This window comes from Novosphingobium sp., assembly GCF_039595395.1.
Taxonomy (GTDB): Bacteria; Pseudomonadota; Alphaproteobacteria; order Sphingomonadales; family Sphingomonadaceae; genus Novosphingobium.
This window is the reverse complement of the sequence record NZ_JBCNLP010000006.1, coordinates 1,723,818-1,739,168: the sequence shown is the minus strand read 5'-3', so window position 1 is coordinate 1,739,168 and position 15,351 is coordinate 1,723,818. Positions and strand designations below refer to the sequence as shown.

The following is a 15,351-nucleotide window of genomic DNA, read 5'->3' as shown; positions in this document are numbered from 1 at the left end:
CGGCGAGGCGATGGCCGTCGGGCAACGCAGCCTTGGCGACGTGCCGAGCGGGGAGCGCCGATGATGATGCAGCCCTCCGCATCCTCCAGCGCGCAGCGTGGTCGCTCGATGCTGCGTACCGCCATGGGGCCGGCCATCGGCTCGGCCCTGGTCGACCCCGCCGTCGTCGAAATCATGGTCAATCCAGACGGCCACCTCTGGATCGATCGGCTGGGCGAAGGCCGCAGCGATACAGGGACGATCTATGAAGCCGAGCAGATCGAACGGATCATCCGGCTCGTGGCGAGCCATGCCAGAGCCGAGATCCACGGAAATGCGCCGATCATTTCGGCAGAGCTGCCGCCTCATGGCGAGGGCGCCGGCGAACGCTTCGAGGGCGTTCTGCCTCCCGTCAGCCTCGCGCCGTGCTTCTCGATCCGTAAACCCGCTTCGCGGATCTACGGTCTCACGGACTACGTCGATGATGGGTTGATGAGTGCAGGCATAGCCGAGCGCCTCGCCCTCGCGGTCGTCGAGCGGCTGAACATTCTGGTCGTCGGCGGGACCAGCTCGGGCAAGACGACGCTCACCAATGCGCTGCTCGCGGAAATGGCCCATCTGGGCGACAGGGTCATCCTGATCGAGGACACCCGCGAACTGCAATGCGCGGCACCTGATGTGGTGGCTCTGCGGACGCGCCCGCCAACCGGCGCCGGCGGCGCCGGCGTCACCATGGCCGATCTGCTGCGCTCGACCCTGCGGCTACGCCCCGACCGCATTGTCGTGGGCGAAGTGCGCGGCCCCGAGGCCCTCGACATGCTCAAGGCGTGGAACACCGGCCATCCGGGCGGCATCGCCACGGTCCATGCCAATGGCGCGCTTGCCGCGCTCTACCGCCTCGAAAGCCTCGTGCAGGAGAGTGTGGTCTCCGTGCCCCGGCGGCTGATCGCCGAGGCCATCGACATGATTGTCTTCATCGCCGGGCGCGGTCGCGCGCGCCGCGTGGAGACCATTGCCAGCGTCCGGGGGCTCGATCCCCAGGGCAACTATGAGGTCGTCGATCTCACGCCGGCCTCTCCCTCCCAGCCAAACCTACCTCAAGGAGACAAGTCGTGATGCACATCTTGCGTTCCCGCCACCGGCTGAGCCTGCCGATCATGGCGCTGAGCCTCTCGCTGGCCTTGACCACCAATGCCTTTGCCTCGGGCACGGGCATGCCGTGGGAAACCCCGCTCAACAACATTCTGGAATCGGTGCAGGGCCCGGTGGCCAAGATCGTTGCCGTGATCATCATCATCGTCACCGGTCTGGGCCTCGCCTTCGGTGAGACTTCGGGCGGTTTCCGCAAGGGCATTCAGGTGGTCTTCGGCCTCTCCATCGCCTTTGCCGCCTCCAGCTTCTTCCTCACCTTCTTCAGCTTCGGCGGGGGAGCCCTGATCGCATGAGCGGCGAGGCCAGCCCCGGTGCGGGCGCTATCGAAGGCTTCGAGGTGCCGCTGCACCGGTCGCTGACCGAGCCGATCCTGCTGGGCGGCGCGCCACGTGGCATTGCGATCGTCAATGGCACGCTGGCCGCTGCCCTCGGGCTTGGGCTCCAGCAATGGATCGCCGGTCTGGCCGTCTGGGCGCTGGGGCACACGCTCGGTGTCTTTGCCGCCCGCCGCGATCCCGATTTCGCGACGGTGCTGATGCGCCACCTGCGCCAGAAAGGATATCTCTCATGCTGAACCTGCGTGAATATCGCAGCCGTGCCGATCGCCTTGCCGACCATCTGCGCTGGGCGGCGCTGGTGGCCCCGGGCGTCATTCTCAACAAGGATGGCAGCTTCTTGAGGGTGTTGCGGTTCCGCGGCCCGGATCTGGAATCCGCGACCCAGGGCGAGCTGGTCTCGGTTGCCGCCCGCGCCAACAATGTGCTGCGCCGCTTCGGTTCCGGCTGGGCGCTCCATATTGAAGCGCGCCGGCATGAAGCCTCGGCCTATCCTGTGAGCCGCTTCCCGGACCCGGCCAGTTGGCTGGTAGATCAGGAGCGGCGGGCAGGCTTCGAGGAAGCCGGCACACATTTCGAAAGCCATTATTATCTCACGCTCACCTTCCTGCCGCCGCCCGATCAGGCCGATGCGGCCGGGCGGGCCCTGGTTGAGCGCGCCGATGAGGGCAGGGGGCGCGACTGGCGTCAAGCGCTCACACGCTTCCTTGATGAAACCGATCGCGCGCTCGACCTCTTCGCCGGCTTCATGCCGGAGGTGGCTGCGCTCGATGATGGTGAAACGCTGACCTTCCTGCATGGGGCGATCTCGACTCGCGATCACGCAGTCACCGTGCCCGAGACGCCGATGTATCTCGATGGTCTGCTGGCGGACACGCCGCTTATCGGTGGGCTCGAACCCATGTTGGGTGACGCGCATCTGCGCACGCTCACCATCATGGGTTTTCCAGGCCATACGCGCCCGGGCCTGCTCGATGCGCTCAATCACCTGGACTTTGCCTATCGCTGGGTGACCCGCTTCATCGCTCTCGACAAGACCGATGCGACCAAGGAGCTGACGAAGCTGCGTCGCCAATGGTTCAACAAGCGCAAGTCGGTCACCGCCCTGCTGCGCGAGGTGATGTACAATCAACCGACCCAGCTCGTCGACAGCGATGCCGACAACAAGATGATCGATGCTGATCTGGCCCTGCAGGCGCTGGGCGGCGATCACGTTGCGTTCGGCTATCTCACCACGACGATCACCCTGATGGATCGGGGGCGGGCCCAGGTCGAGGACAAGGTTCGCGCCGTCGAGCGCATCGTGAATGGTCTGGGCTTCACCTGCATCCGCGAGGGCGTCAATGCGGTGGAGGCATGGCTCTCCAGCCTGCCCGGGCAAGTCTATGCCAATGTCCGGCAACCGCTGATCCACACTCTGAACCTGGCACATCTCATGCCGCTGTCCTCGGTTTGGGCCGGACCCGCGCGAAACGATCATCTGGACGGGCCGCCGCTGTTCCACGCCCGCACCGGTGGCTCGACGCCCTTTCGCCTGTCCACCCATGTCGGCGATGTCGGCCATATGATGATCGCCGGGCCGACCGGCGCGGGCAAATCGGTGCTGCTGGCGCTCATCGCGCTCCAGTTCCGCCGCTATCGCGACAGCCAGATCTACATCTTCGACAAGGGACTTTCGGCGCGGGCCTCGGTCCTCGCGATGGGCGGCACGCATCATGCGCTCGGCCTCGGGGCCGCCCAAGGTGAAAGAGGCGGCGAAGGAAGCATTGCCTTTCAGCCGCTTCGCGACATCGACCGGCTTGATGAAAGGGCATGGGCCGCAGAATGGATCGGCGCGCTGGTGGCGCAGGAAACCATCCTGCTCACCCCCGAAATCAAGGACATGATCTGGTCCGCGCTCACCAGCCTTGCCACGGCGCCCGAAGAGGAGCGCACGCTCACAGGTCTGTCGCTGCTCCTGCAATCCGCGCTCCTGCGCTCGGCCCTGGCCCCCTACACGCTGGAGGGACCCTATGGCGCCCTCCTTGATGCCTCCCGCGATGATCTGGAGGTGACGCCCGTTCAATGCTTCGAGACCGAGGCACTGATGGGGCAGGCCGGCGTCATCGCTCCGGTGCTGACCTATCTCTTCCATCGGCTGGAGGCCCGCTTCACCGGGCGCCCGACGCTGCTCATTCTCGATGAGGCATGGGTCTTTCTCGACCATCCGCTTTTCGCTGCCCGCATACGCGAGTGGCTCAAGGTGCTGCGTAAACGCAATGTTTCCGTGGTTTTCGCCACCCAGAGCCTCTCTGACATTGCAGACAGCCCGATCGCGCCGGCCATCATCGAAAGCTGTCCGCAGCGCATCCTTCTGCCCAACGACCGTGCAGTCGAACCGCAGAGCCGGGCGAGCTATGAACGCTTCGGCCTCAATGAGCGGCAGATTGAGCTCATCAGCCGCGCCACGCCCAAGCGGCATTATTACCTCCAGTCCTCACGCGGAAACCGGCTCTTCGAGCTGGGCCTCGGGCCGGTTGCCCTGGCTTTTGCCGGCGCTTCCGATCCCGAAAGTCAGCGTCTGATCGACGCGGTCCTGAGCGAGCTGATGATGGCTCAGGATTTTGCCGGCGCCTTCCTTGCCGCCCGTGGTCTCGAATGGGCCGCTGACCTCGCCGACCGGTTCGGCCGAGCCAACCCCTGATCCCATGCCTCTCGACAGAAAGGAGAAATTCCCATGATGGACATGTTCAACTCTGCGGCTCGGCGGCGCTCGACCGTTCGCTCTCTTCTGGCGGCGATGGCTGCGATTTCGCTCGCGCTGACGGCGGGCCCAGCCCAGGCGCAATGGACGGTGTTCGATCCGTCCAATTACAGCCAGAACATCCTGACGGCAGCCAGGACGCTCCAGCAGATCAACAATCAGATCACGATGTTGCAGAACCAGGCGCAGAGCCTGATCAATCAGGCCAAGAACCTCTCCACGGTTGCCTTTCCCGAGCTGTCGGCCATCTCTCAGACGATCACTCAGGTGAACCAGCTGATGAGCCAGGCTCAGGCCATCGAGTTCAAGGTCGCGAACATCGACAGCCAGTTCAAGGCGATGTTTCCCACCACCTTCAACCAGCTGCTGACCACCAGCCAGCAGGCGACTGCAGCGCGCGCCCGCATGACCAGTTCCATGACTGCCTTCCAGCAGACCATGACCGTTCAGGCGCAGATCGCTGAAAACATTGCGTCTGACACCACCAATCTTCAGTCGCTGTCATCCCGCAGCCAAAGCGCGCAGGGTGCCTTGCAGGCAACGCAGGCGACCAACCAGCTTCTCGCGCTCATCGCCAAGCAGCAAATGCAGATCCAGAGCATGATGGCGGCGCAATATCGCGCCGAGACGCTTGATCGCGCCAACCGCACCCAATCGCAGTCCGATGCGCAGGGCGCGACGACCAAATTCCTCGGTTCCGGCAGCGCCTACACCCCCTGACCCGGGCCGCTGCCGAAGGGCGACCTGACTCCCGGACCGCAGGATCCGACGCGAGCATGTCGCCACACTGCTGCGGGGCTCGCGCCGCGCTCCCCACGCGTGCCCCGCAGCCTTTTTGACGCCCGTTCGTGGTGATCCCGTTCCCGCCTGGAGGATCAGAGTGATGAGCGATCTCAACATCATCGATCAGTTCATGAGCGATTTCACGCGCTACATCGACAGCGGCTTCGGGCTGCTGGGCGCCGACGTGCATTATCTCACCGCGACACTGATCGCGATCGACGTCACCCTTGCCGGGCTCTTCTGGGCCATGGACGGCGAGAACAACGTGCTGGGCCGACTGGTCAAGAAGGTGCTCTATGTCGGCGCCTTTGCCTACATCATCGGCAATTACTCGACCCTCGCCGACATCATCTTCCGTTCCTTCGAGCAGGCAGGTCTGACCGCGGGTGGTTCCGTGATCAGTGCCTCTGATCTGCTCAAGCCGGGCAGGCTGGCCGGCACGGGGTTCAGCGCGGCCTGGCCTCTGCTTCAGCAGGTGAGCCAGCTGATGGGCTTTGCCAGCTTCTTTGACAATTATCTCACTGTCGCGGTGCTGTTGGTCGCCTGGATCATGGTGATCCTGTCTTTCTTCGTCCTCGCGGTCCAGCTGTTCGTCACGATCATCGAGTTCAAGCTTACCGGGCTCGCAGGTTTCATCCTTGTGCCCTTTGCCCTCTGGAATCGCACCAATTTCCTGGCCGAGCGCGTGCTGGGCAATGTGGTGACTTCGGGCATCAAGGTCATGGTGCTGGCGATCATCGTCGGTATCGGTTCCACCTACTTCAGCCAATTCACCTCGGATCTTCAGGGCAAGGAGCCTGACATCGGTCAGGCGATGAGCCTGGTTCTGGCCAGCCTTGCCCTGCTCGGGCTCGGCATTTTTGCCCCGGGCATCGCAACGGGTCTGGTGGCGGGAGCCCCGCAACTTGGTGCCGGTTCGGTCATGGCAACCGGCGCCCTGGCAGCCGGAGGGCTGGCCGCAGCCGGCGGCGCAGCACGCGTCGCCGGCGCCGCGGGCATGAGTGCCGTTCGCGCGGGAGCCTCGATGGGGGCCGCAGCGAAGAGTGCCTATCGCACCGGGCAGGCCGATGCCGGGGCCTCGACCGTCCGTGCCGGCATGGCCGGTGTCTATAACGCTGCCCGGGCTGCCGCCGCGCGCGGGACCGGCGAGCGCGCCGGGCAGGGGGCTGACGAAGCCTCCGCCAAGTCCGCTGAAGGCGGAGCCTCGCCCCCGGCATCAGAAGGACCCGGCGAAGCAGCGCCGAGCGAGGAGCCTTCCTCGCCTGACCGTGACGGCAAGGCCGCTCCCCCTTGGGCCCGCAAATTGCAGGCCAATCAGAATGCCCGTCATCGCCGCCAGATGACGATCCATGCCCTTCAGCAGGGCGACAAGGGCGGTGGCGGCGCCAACCCCGACATCAAGGAGAAGGAATAAAGCCATGATCTTCAAACGCCCTATCCAACGTTACAGCAACATGCCGGAACCTGAGACGCCCTGGCAGCGTGCAGGTCAGATCTGGGACGACAGGATCGGATCAGCGCGGCTCCAGGCCAGCAACTGGCGGCTGATGGCCTTCGGTGCCCTGGGCCTTGCCAGTTGCCTTGCCGCCGCGCTCGTCTGGCAGTCATTGCAGAGCCGTATCGTGCCCTATGTCGTGGAGGTCGACCACCTGGGCGAGCCGCGCGCGATTGCTCCGGCCGATACGGCCTATCGCCCGAGCGATCCGGAAATCTCCTGGTTCCTGGCCCGCTTCATTTCCGATGTCCGGGCCCGGTCGCTCGACCCCGTGCTGATGCGGCAGGACTGGCTCCAGGCCTATGATTATGCGGGCACGCGCGGCGCGCTGTTCCTTGATGAATATGCGCGTGCCAACGATCCCTTCGCTGGAGGCGGAGACAAGACCGTCTCGGTCGAGGTCACCAGCGTGGTTCGGGCATCGGACAGTTCATTCCAGGTGAAATGGACCGAGACCAGCTATGATCGCGGCAGTCTGGCCGGCACGGCGCGCTGGACTGCGATCCTGACCATCTCCCAGAGGCCCCCGAAAAACGCCGATGTGCTGCGGCGCAACCCGCTCGGGCTCCATGTCGACGCGATCGCCTGGAGCCGAGAACTCGAGACAGCGTCCGATCGGGCTCCGCGACCGCTCTCCCCCGCTCCGGCAATGGGGCTGGCCCCTGAAGCAACCGCATCCCTCAACTAACCCCAGATGGAGTCGATCCCATGATGAAAGCCCTGATTGCGGCCACGGCACTTCTTTGCCTGGCTTTCCCGCTCCACGCCCAGACCAACGCGGCGAAGGGGGCGAGTACAGCGAGCCCGCCAAAGGCGGCAGCACCTGCGGCGCCGCTCAAGCAGGCCGAGCCCACGATCAAGCCACAGGCCGTTGTCCCGGTCACGCATGCCGCTTCCCATACTGCGGCCCATCACCGACTGGTGCGCAAGGCCAGGACATCCTCAGCGGAACTCAGCGTGCGCCTTGCAAATCGCAGGGCGCTTCAGGAGCCCGCTTCCATCGGATTTATCAACGCGGCGCAGGTCTACGGCTGGAATGAAGGTGTGCTCTACCGCCTGCTCGCCGCGCCTGGAGCCGTCACCGACATCGCGCTCCAGCCCGGCGAGACCATGACCTCGGTCGCGGCGGGCGATACCGTGCGCTGGACAGTCGGGGACACCAGCAGCGGCACAGGGGAGGAGAAGCGGGTTCATATTCTCGTCAAACCGTTCGCGGCGGGCCTTTCGACGAACCTTATCATCGCCACCGACCGACGGACCTATCATCTCGAGATGCTCAGCACGGTCGGCACGGCCATGGCAGCCATCTCCTGGACCTATCCTCAGGGGGACCTGATCGCCATTCGCCGTCAGCGAGCCGAAGTTGCCTCGGCAAGTCAGAATGGCGGCGCAGCCGCCGGCACAGCCGTCGAGGCAGGGTCAGGGCAGGGAAGGCCCGATGCTGCTCCTGGCCTTCAGGCAGGCGGACTGTCGCTCGATCATCTCAACTTCGGCTATGCGATCAGCGGGGACAATCCCGCTTGGCGTCCGCTCCGGGCATTCGATGACGGGCGGCAGACCTTTATCGAGTTTCCCGCCAGCATCGGTGTCGGAGAGGCGCCGCCGCTTTTCGTCCTCGGTGACAAGGGCGAGGCCCAGCTGGTGAATTACCGGATGGCCGGGCGCTACTATGTCGTCGATCGGCTTTTCTCCTCGGCGCAGCTCCGGCTTGGCACCAAAAAGCAGGCCATCGTGACGATCACGCGCACGGCCAAGGATCAGCCCCGTCGTGACGAGGGGAGGATCGCATGAGCGAGACCAAAGAAGCCGATCAGCCTCCGATTCCTCTGCCTCCCTCGCCTGAGATGCAGTTGCAGCCGGTACCCAAACTCGATCCTGAGACGCTTGTTCTGCGTGGTACGCCGCGCCGTGTCACCCGTTTCCGCAAGCAGGCGATTATCGCACTGGTCGCAATCGGCATTCTGCTTGTCGGGCAGGTGACCTGGCTCGCACTGCGTAACCCAAGCCCTACTGCTTTTGCAGCGGCCGATGCCCAGGACAGTGCGCCAACCCGTAGGACCAGCGAAGTGATGGCCGGCGCGCCTCAGACCTATGGTGACGTTCCAAAACTTGGGCCGCCTTTGCCCGGCGACCTCGGGAAGCCGATGCTCGAGCACCAGCAGTCGTTGGGCAGTGTTGTCACAACGCCCGCGCCGGATCCTGCTATTCGGCAGAGTGCCGTCGCGGCAGAACAGAACCGCGAGGCCGAGCGCAAGTCTGCCCGCGAGTCCGGCGTGATGGTGCAGATCGCCGGCGGGAATCATGCGAATGCCGGATCTGCCGGCGCACCCGAGGCGACCCAGTTCGCGCCGACCATCGTGGCCTCCTCGCAGCCCGAGAGCACGGCTGGGCGCCTGTCGCTTGATCCCGAACATGATCCCGGCAACCAGCAGCGCAAGGTCGATTTTCTGGCGGCAAAGGATCAAGGTGGTGACATCAATCCCCACGAACTGACCCGACCGGCCTCGCCTTATACGCTGACGGCGGGCACTGTGCTGTCGGCCAGTCTGATCACGGGCGTCAACTCCGATCTTCCCGGGCTGGTCGTCGCGCAGGTCACCGAGAATGCCTATGACACGGCGACAGGGCGCATTCTGCTCATTCCGCAGGGATCCAGACTGATCGGCAGCTACGACAGCGTTATAGCCTATGGCCAGAAGCGTGCCCTGCTCGTCTGGCAGCGGATTATCTTGCCCGACGGTTCATCGGTGCGGATCGATAATGTACCGGCCAGCGATATGTCGGGCTATGCCGGGCTCGCTGATAAGGTGGATGCCCATACCTGGCAGCTTCTCAAGGGCGTCGTCCTATCAACGATGCTGGGTGTGAGTGCGCAGCTCAGCTTCGGCAGCGATGAAAGCGATTTGCTTCGGGCGCTGCGTGAATCGACGCAGCAGAGCGTGTCCCGTGCTGGCGACCAAATCGTCGGCCACGCGCTCAATATCCAGCCAACTATCACCGTCAGGCCCGGCTGGTCGCTGCGCGTGATAGTGCACAAGGACATCGTTTTGCGCCCGTGGGGGCCGCAAGGGAGGTTATAATGGTGGATTTGAAACTGGGTAAGCTGCCCGAACGTGTGCCGGTGAAGCTGACGATCAGCGTGCATCCGGACCTCAACGGACGCTTGCTGGATTATGCCGCCGCATATGCAGAAGCCTATGGCCAGCAGGAGCCTTTGACTGAGCTCATTCCGGCAATGCTGTCGGCCTTCCTCGAAAGCGACCGCAGCTTCGCACGTCGCGGACGTCTGTCATGAAGCGGGACCAAAGCCTCGATCGGACAAAATCCGCCCAGGAGATCATCTCAAAGGCGGATTTCATTACAGTAGACGAGTTTGCCCTTTTAGCGCGATTGTCGCGACGGCAGATCGACAGACTCCGAAAGAGTCGGCTTCCTGGGTTTCCACGTGAATACGAACTTAGCAGTGGTCTGAGCAAATTTCGGACTTGCCCAAGGTTTCGCCGTTCCGATGTTGAGCGCTGGCTCGGCACTCGCGCGCTTTGGTAAATCTACTTTGAACGTGTATCCATTTTTCGGAGGTTCAACCTTTACGCCGAGTGCGTTGGCTACGCCAACACTCTCGGCGATTTTTATGATCTCGGCTTCCCACCTTAAAAACCAAGCCCGTTTTTCTTCCTCAAGATCATAGAGGTCGTAGGTCTTCTCCAGCCCCCTCTTTGCGTGGTTGAGCATTGCCTCGGCTGTCTCATAGTCAGTGTCGAGCCTTTTGGTGTTCGAACGGGCTGTACGACGCAGATCATGTGGAGTGAAATGTTCGATCTTCTTCCCCGAAATTTTTCTCATCCGAGCGAGAATTCGGTTGCGAATGAAATACTAAATTCCGTGAGCAAGAGGACCATCGTTCACAGGGGACGGAAATATCCATTCATGATTGCTGACCATTAAAGAGCGGCCCCATGGACCGAGGGCAATCCGATGCTCGCGGGAGCTTTTCGTCCTGCTTGCCGGGATAATCCACATATCGCCATGAATTTCAGAGGTTTTTGCCTGTCGCACCTCCGAAATGCGGGCTGCGGATAGAAGCAACAGCAGAAACCCGCGCTGGAAATGACGACTTTCTGGAACCAGAGATTGCAGGAACCAACCAATTTCCTGAACGTCCAATATCCTCCCGCGGGGGCTCTCTGGAAAATGAAGGTCATGGAGGCGTTTGGCAGGATTAAATGTCAATCCGACTTCACACCCTTTCAACGAGGATGCCCACCCGAAAAAGACGCCTAGTTCAACAGCAAGGCGATTTGCCATCGATTTCGCTGTTCGCCCCTTCTTTTCGACCAGCCGGACGAGATCATCTTCGGTGACGTCATAGATGCTGCGGTGAGAAAGGGTCGGTGCGATATTGGCTTTGTAGATTTTAATTTTTCCTGCGATGGTCTTCTCCTTGTTAGGCCGCTTTGCCCTGGACGATCGTCCTTCACGGGCTGCTGTCATGTACAGCTCATGTGCCTTCGCTACGGTCATTTCTGCTCGGGCGCGCTCGTCTCGTTGAATGGCACGTGGATCAAGACCGGCTTCCACCTTTTCATTTTGCTCGCGTGCCCAAGCTCTCGCTTCGCTGATTGCGCGGGCGGGATACAATCCGCCGAACATCGTGACGACCACTGTCGAACCAGCAATTTGCCGACGATACCGCCACCGCTTTTTACCGCTTGGCAGGACTTCAATCGCTAGGCCCGGTGTCAGCAAGTCCGCCAGTGTGCCTTTTGTGACGCCGTCGATCGCCGCAGGTGAGAGCGCTATTTTCTTGGCCATAATCCGAACCCTTCGAAGTCAGGCACAGATAAAATCATGGCAGAAATCATGGCAGAATAGCTGTCGATCCCTGTCGGATTGAGGGGAGCTGAGGCCAATAAATACGCATGACTTTTTACAATGACTGTCAGTGCATAACCATTCCATGAGGACTCAAATGACTGAAAATAAGCGGATTATCGTTTTTAATCAGCAGCGACTCGAACTGATCAGGATGCTCTAAACTCTTAAGGATCGAGCATCTGATTCATTGTTTTGCCAGAAATTGCCGTGCGCACCGGCCTCATGGCCGCGCCTGACGATCTCCTGAGCGATATCCGGAGCCTTGCGCACCGCCTCACCCACCATGAAGGAGCTGAGTTTGATCTGGTGCTTGTCCATCAGGTCGAGGATGCGCGGAATGCCTTCATAGATGCCATATTGGAAAAAGGCGTTGGTCGGCAGGTCGGGCAGGCCGTTCTGGATGGGTTCGGGGATGGGGCCACCGGCGCCGGAAATGGGCTGGCCGCCCGCTTCGAACATCAGCGACAGGCTTACGGCGATGCGTGCGCCATTCGGCCAGAAGCCGCCGCCTGAGTTGGGGCTCACGCGCGGCTGGACCGGTGCGCGGGCGGTTGCGGGGAGCGCGGTTGCGGCGAGCCCGGCAGCGGCGATGCCGGTGCCAAGAACGCTGCGGCGCGTGACGGAGAGGGGGGCTTGCTGTGTCATGAGCACTGTATAGCTTGTCGCCCCGAAAGGGATTAGAGAGCCAGTAAGCGATGCACTGTCAAACCAGAATTGAGAGTTGGTGATGCTGGACGATCTCAACGAGTTGAAGACCTTCCGCGCCATTCTGGCGGTGGGCAGCCTGTCGGGCGCGGCGCGGGATCTGGGGATCAGCCTGCAGGTCGCCAGCAAGCGGCTGGCCATGCTGGAGCAGCGGGCCGGGATCAGGCTGATCAACCGCACCACCCGCACGCTCTCGGCCACGGAGGAGGGGGCCAGCCTGCTGATCGATGTGGAGCGCGCGCTCGATGCGCTGACTTCGGGCGAGGATCGGCTGGTGAAGGGCCGCGACGAGCCGATCGGAACCTTGCGGATCAGCGCGCCGGTGTCCTTCGGACGGCGCCATGTGGGGCCGGTGCTGGGGGCGTTGGTGGCGCTTTACCCGCGCCTGTCGGTCTCGCTGACGCTCGATGACCGCGTGGCCGATCTGGTGGGCGAGGGGCTGGATGTGGCGATCCGTATCGGTGCGACTCAGGACAGTTCGGCCATGATGCGCAAGCTGGCCGACAATCACCGCATTCTGGTGGCCTCCCCGGCCTATCTGAATGTGGCGGGCCGACCGGCGTCGATTGCGGACCTCCATCGCCATGAGTTCCTGCGCTATGGCACCGCCAACGCGCCCTGGGCGATGTTTGGGCCCGGCGGGCGGCGTCAGACGATTGCCGCCCCCGCCCGACTGCGGGCGAGCAATGGCGATGCCGTGCATGACTGGGCGGTGTCGGGCCTTGGCATTGCCCTCAAGTCGGAGCTGGATGTGGCGGAGGACATCGGCTGCGGGCGGCTGGAGCGGGTACTGCCCGATTGGGATGGCGGCGACACGCCGGTCGTCGCGCTTTATCCCTCGGGGCGCAATCTGCCGCTCAAGACGCGGGCCTTCATCGACTCGGCGATCAGCCATTTGCGGTCCATGCGCCGGGCCTGACATCTGTCGCAATCGGTGAACCGGTGATCGCCATCGGCCCCTATCCGTGATGTTGTTTTATGAGAATGCATTGCAATAGCTAAACTGTCTGACTATGGGGCCCGTCAAACAAGGGGCCATCTTTCATCATGCGCGCATCATTCCGTTCGTTTCTGCTCGTCTCGCTCACGCTTCCTGCCTCGGCTGCCTTTGCCGCCGCGCCCGATGCGCCCGCCGCAGCCGATGCGCCGCCCGAAGCCTCCAACATCATCGTGAACGGCGTGCGCCCGGCCCGATCCTATGTCGCCGACGACACCAATGCCGCCAAGATCGCGGCGCCGCTCCGCGACATTCCGCAATCGGTCACCGTGGTGCCCGCGCAGGTGCTGCTCGACCAGCGCGCCCTGTCCTTGCAGGATGCCCTCAAGAACGTGCCGGGCATCGGCATGAGTTCGGGTGACGGCCAGCGCGATCAGGTGTTTATTCGCGGCTTCACGGCGATTGCCGACCAGTTCGTCGACGGCTTCCGCGACGACGGCCTCTATTTCCGCGATCTGTCCAATGTCGAGCGAGTCGAGGTCGTGAAGGGCCCGGCGGCGGTGCTCTATGGCCGCGGCTCGTCGGGCGGGTTGATCAACCGCGTGACCAAGAAGCCGACGCTCAACATCATGTCCGCCACCTTCACCGCGGGCAGCTATGACACCTATCGCGGCGAATTCGATGTCGGCCATTTCGACCCTCAGGCCGGTGTCGGCGGGCGCATCACCGGCGCCTATGAGGATGACGGCAGCTTCCGCTCGCAGCAATTCCTCAAGCGCAAGGCGGTCGCGCCCTCCTTCGTGTTCGGCCAGGGCAAGGACACGACCGTGCTGCTCCAGGCCGATTATCTGATGGACAGCCGCCTCAACGATTTCGGCATTCCGGCGATCAATGGGCGCCCGGTCAATGTCGATCCCGGCACCTATTACGGCGCGGCCAATGCGCGGGCCACCGATGTCGCGCGCTCCGAGGTGTTTTCGCAGACGGTCACGCTGACCCAGCGCATCTCGGACACTCTGAGCTTCCGCAACGGCTTCCGCCATTATCACTACACGCTGGACCGCCATAACACCAATGTGACGGCCGCCAACAACGCCACCGGCACCATCACGCTGAGCCATGGCGGCATCGCGCGTGACGAGGATGGCTGGTCGAACCAGGCTGAACTCACGCAGAAGCTCAACCTGCTCGGCATCAAGAACACGCTGCTGTATGGCTGGGAACAGGCGCGTCAGGCCAAGGGTGCGATTACGCTGGCCTCGCGCGTGGTGGGCACCACCTCGGCCTTCGCGCCGGTGCTGCCGCAGGTCGATCCGTCCAGCTTCACCGCGCTCAGCGCCAGCAACATCAATTATTTCAACGTCACCGGCCTTTATGCGCAGGATCTGCTCGATTTCGGGCATGGCATCAAGGCGCTGGTCGGTGTGCGTCACGACCGTTTCAGCCAGCGCACCGTGCAGCGCATCGCGGGCCTGCCCAACCTTGCGCGTGTCGACAACACCTGGAGCCCGCGCGCGGGTCTAGTCCTCCAGCCCGACACGAAGCAGTCCTATTACGCCTCGTGGAGCCGCAGCTACCAGCCATCGGGCGAGACCTTCGCGCTGGCGGCCAGCAACGCCGATCTGGCGCCGGAGAAGACCGAGAACAAGGAAATCGGCGCCAAATACAATCTGTTCAGGAACCGCCTGTCGCTCAATGTCGCGGGTTTCATCCTGCGCCGCACCAACATCAAGGGCACCGATCCGGTGACCAATGCGGTCATCCCCATCGGCACCCAGCGCACGCGGGGCGTGGAACTGTCAGGCACGCTGGATCTGGGATCGGGGCTGAAGGCGATCGCCGGCTATTCCTATCTCGACAGCGTGGTGACGGCCTCGGCCACGCCCAGCTTCGTCAACAAGGGCGCGACGCTGACGCCCAGGAACCAGGCCAATCTGTTCGTCACCCAGACGATCAAGACGCATTACGGCATTGGCGGCGGCGGCAATTATGTCTCCAACCGTTGGGCGGATCCGGCCAACACCACCATCCTGCCCAATTATGTGACGCTCGATGCCATGGGCTGGGCGGAGTTCGGGCCGCTGCGGCTGCAGATCAACGTCTACAACCTGACCGACAAGCGCTACATCATCTCCGGCCACGGCACTTCGGCGCTGCTCAACATGCCCGGCGCGCCGCGCAGCGTGCTGGGAACGGCGCGGATCAGCTTCTGAGGCAGAGCGCACAACCACCCTGTCAACGCGCTGGCAGGGTGGTGATGGGGCGGGTGCTCGCAGTCTCGCAGGGACGGCACTCATCTGTTATGATGTGCCAAAGTTCTGCTGGATAAGGTTGAAGAGCATGCCCC

At 63.0% G+C, this 15,351-nt stretch carries 15 protein-coding genes; 12 read left to right on the top strand and 3 right to left on the bottom strand.

Annotated elements, in window-relative coordinates:
• Positions 1 to 66 precede the first annotated feature (66 nt).
• The 10 genes from trbB (at position 67) to ABDW49_RS27145 (ending at position 9,782) form a co-directional block, all read left to right on the top strand.
• Positions 67 to 1,095 carry a P-type conjugative transfer ATPase TrbB gene (gene trbB / locus ABDW49_RS27190; RefSeq protein WP_343617414.1) on the top strand — a complete coding sequence of 343 codons (1,029 nt, stop codon included), beginning with the start codon at positions 67 to 69 and terminating at the stop codon, positions 1,093 to 1,095.
• On the top strand, positions 1,095 to 1,424 hold the full coding sequence (locus ABDW49_RS27185) for a TrbC/VirB2 family protein (protein ID WP_343617412.1): 330 nt from the start codon (positions 1,095 to 1,097) through the stop codon (positions 1,422 to 1,424). Before trbB ends, ABDW49_RS27185 begins: the two co-directional genes overlap by 1 nt.
• Positions 1,421 to 1,705, top strand: a complete 285-nt coding sequence (locus ABDW49_RS27180) for a VirB3 family type IV secretion system protein (RefSeq protein WP_343616931.1) — start codon at positions 1,421 to 1,423, stop codon at positions 1,703 to 1,705. The genes ABDW49_RS27185 and ABDW49_RS27180 overlap by 4 nt, the downstream gene beginning before the upstream one ends.
• Positions 1,699 to 4,149 (top strand): conjugal transfer protein TrbE, encoded by a 2,451-nt coding sequence (gene trbE / locus ABDW49_RS27175; RefSeq protein ID WP_343616929.1) that lies wholly within the window; start codon positions 1,699 to 1,701, stop codon positions 4,147 to 4,149. The genes ABDW49_RS27180 and trbE overlap by 7 nt, the downstream gene beginning before the upstream one ends.
• A 33-nt stretch (positions 4,150 to 4,182) precedes the next feature.
• Positions 4,183 to 4,929: a P-type conjugative transfer protein TrbJ gene (trbJ, locus tag ABDW49_RS27170; protein WP_343616928.1), complete on the top strand. Its 747-nt coding sequence runs from the start codon at positions 4,183 to 4,185 to the stop codon at positions 4,927 to 4,929.
• 163 nt (positions 4,930 to 5,092) lie between these two features.
• Positions 5,093 to 6,406 (top strand): P-type conjugative transfer protein TrbL, encoded by a 1,314-nt coding sequence (gene trbL, locus ABDW49_RS27165; RefSeq protein WP_343616926.1) that lies wholly within the window; start codon positions 5,093 to 5,095, stop codon positions 6,404 to 6,406.
• Positions 6,407 to 6,410: 4 nt separating this feature from the next.
• Entirely contained in the window at positions 6,411 to 7,175 is a 765-nt protein-coding gene (gene trbF / locus ABDW49_RS27160) for a conjugal transfer protein TrbF (protein ID WP_343616924.1), read from the top strand.
• Between the two features lie 23 nt (positions 7,176 to 7,198).
• Entirely contained in the window at positions 7,199 to 8,278 is a 1,080-nt protein-coding gene (gene trbG, locus ABDW49_RS27155) for a P-type conjugative transfer protein TrbG (RefSeq protein WP_343617410.1), read from the top strand.
• Positions 8,275 to 9,567: a TrbI/VirB10 family protein gene (locus ABDW49_RS27150; RefSeq protein ID WP_343616922.1), complete on the top strand. Its 1,293-nt coding sequence runs from the start codon at positions 8,275 to 8,277 to the stop codon at positions 9,565 to 9,567. Before trbG ends, ABDW49_RS27150 begins: the two co-directional genes overlap by 4 nt.
• Positions 9,567 to 9,782 carry a DUF2274 domain-containing protein gene (locus ABDW49_RS27145; RefSeq protein WP_343616921.1) on the top strand — a complete coding sequence of 72 codons (216 nt, stop codon included), beginning with the start codon at positions 9,567 to 9,569 and terminating at the stop codon, positions 9,780 to 9,782. Before ABDW49_RS27150 ends, ABDW49_RS27145 begins: the two co-directional genes overlap by 1 nt.
• Before the next feature lie 86 nt (positions 9,783 to 9,868).
• Here ABDW49_RS27145 and ABDW49_RS27140 read toward each other — a convergent pair whose 3' ends face one another.
• The 3 genes from ABDW49_RS27140 to ABDW49_RS27130 form a co-directional block, all read right to left on the bottom strand.
• Entirely contained in the window at positions 9,869 to 10,330 is a 462-nt protein-coding gene (locus tag ABDW49_RS27140) for a hypothetical protein (RefSeq protein WP_343616920.1), read from the bottom strand.
• Positions 10,331 to 10,360: 30 nt separating this feature from the next.
• Positions 10,361 to 11,299, bottom strand: a complete 939-nt coding sequence (locus ABDW49_RS27135; protein ID WP_343616918.1) for an integrase family protein — start codon at positions 11,297 to 11,299, stop codon at positions 10,361 to 10,363.
• Positions 11,300 to 11,518: 219 nt separating this feature from the next.
• The gene (locus ABDW49_RS27130; protein WP_343616916.1) at positions 11,519 to 12,007 is read right to left on the bottom strand and encodes a polysaccharide deacetylase family protein; all 489 of its coding nucleotides are present in this window, start codon (positions 12,005 to 12,007) and stop codon (positions 11,519 to 11,521) included.
• An 82-nt stretch (positions 12,008 to 12,089) separates the two neighbouring features.
• Here ABDW49_RS27130 and ABDW49_RS27125 point away from each other — a divergent pair, with 82 nt between their 5' ends.
• Both ABDW49_RS27125 and ABDW49_RS27120 read left to right on the top strand, forming a co-directional pair.
• Positions 12,090 to 12,986 (top strand): LysR family transcriptional regulator, encoded by an 897-nt coding sequence (locus ABDW49_RS27125; RefSeq protein WP_343616914.1) that lies wholly within the window; start codon positions 12,090 to 12,092, stop codon positions 12,984 to 12,986.
• Between the two features lie 128 nt (positions 12,987 to 13,114).
• Positions 13,115 to 15,217, top strand: coding sequence for a TonB-dependent siderophore receptor (locus ABDW49_RS27120; protein ID WP_343616912.1), 2,103 nt, complete (start codon positions 13,115 to 13,117; stop codon positions 15,215 to 15,217).
• Positions 15,218 to 15,351: the final 134 nt, after the last annotated feature.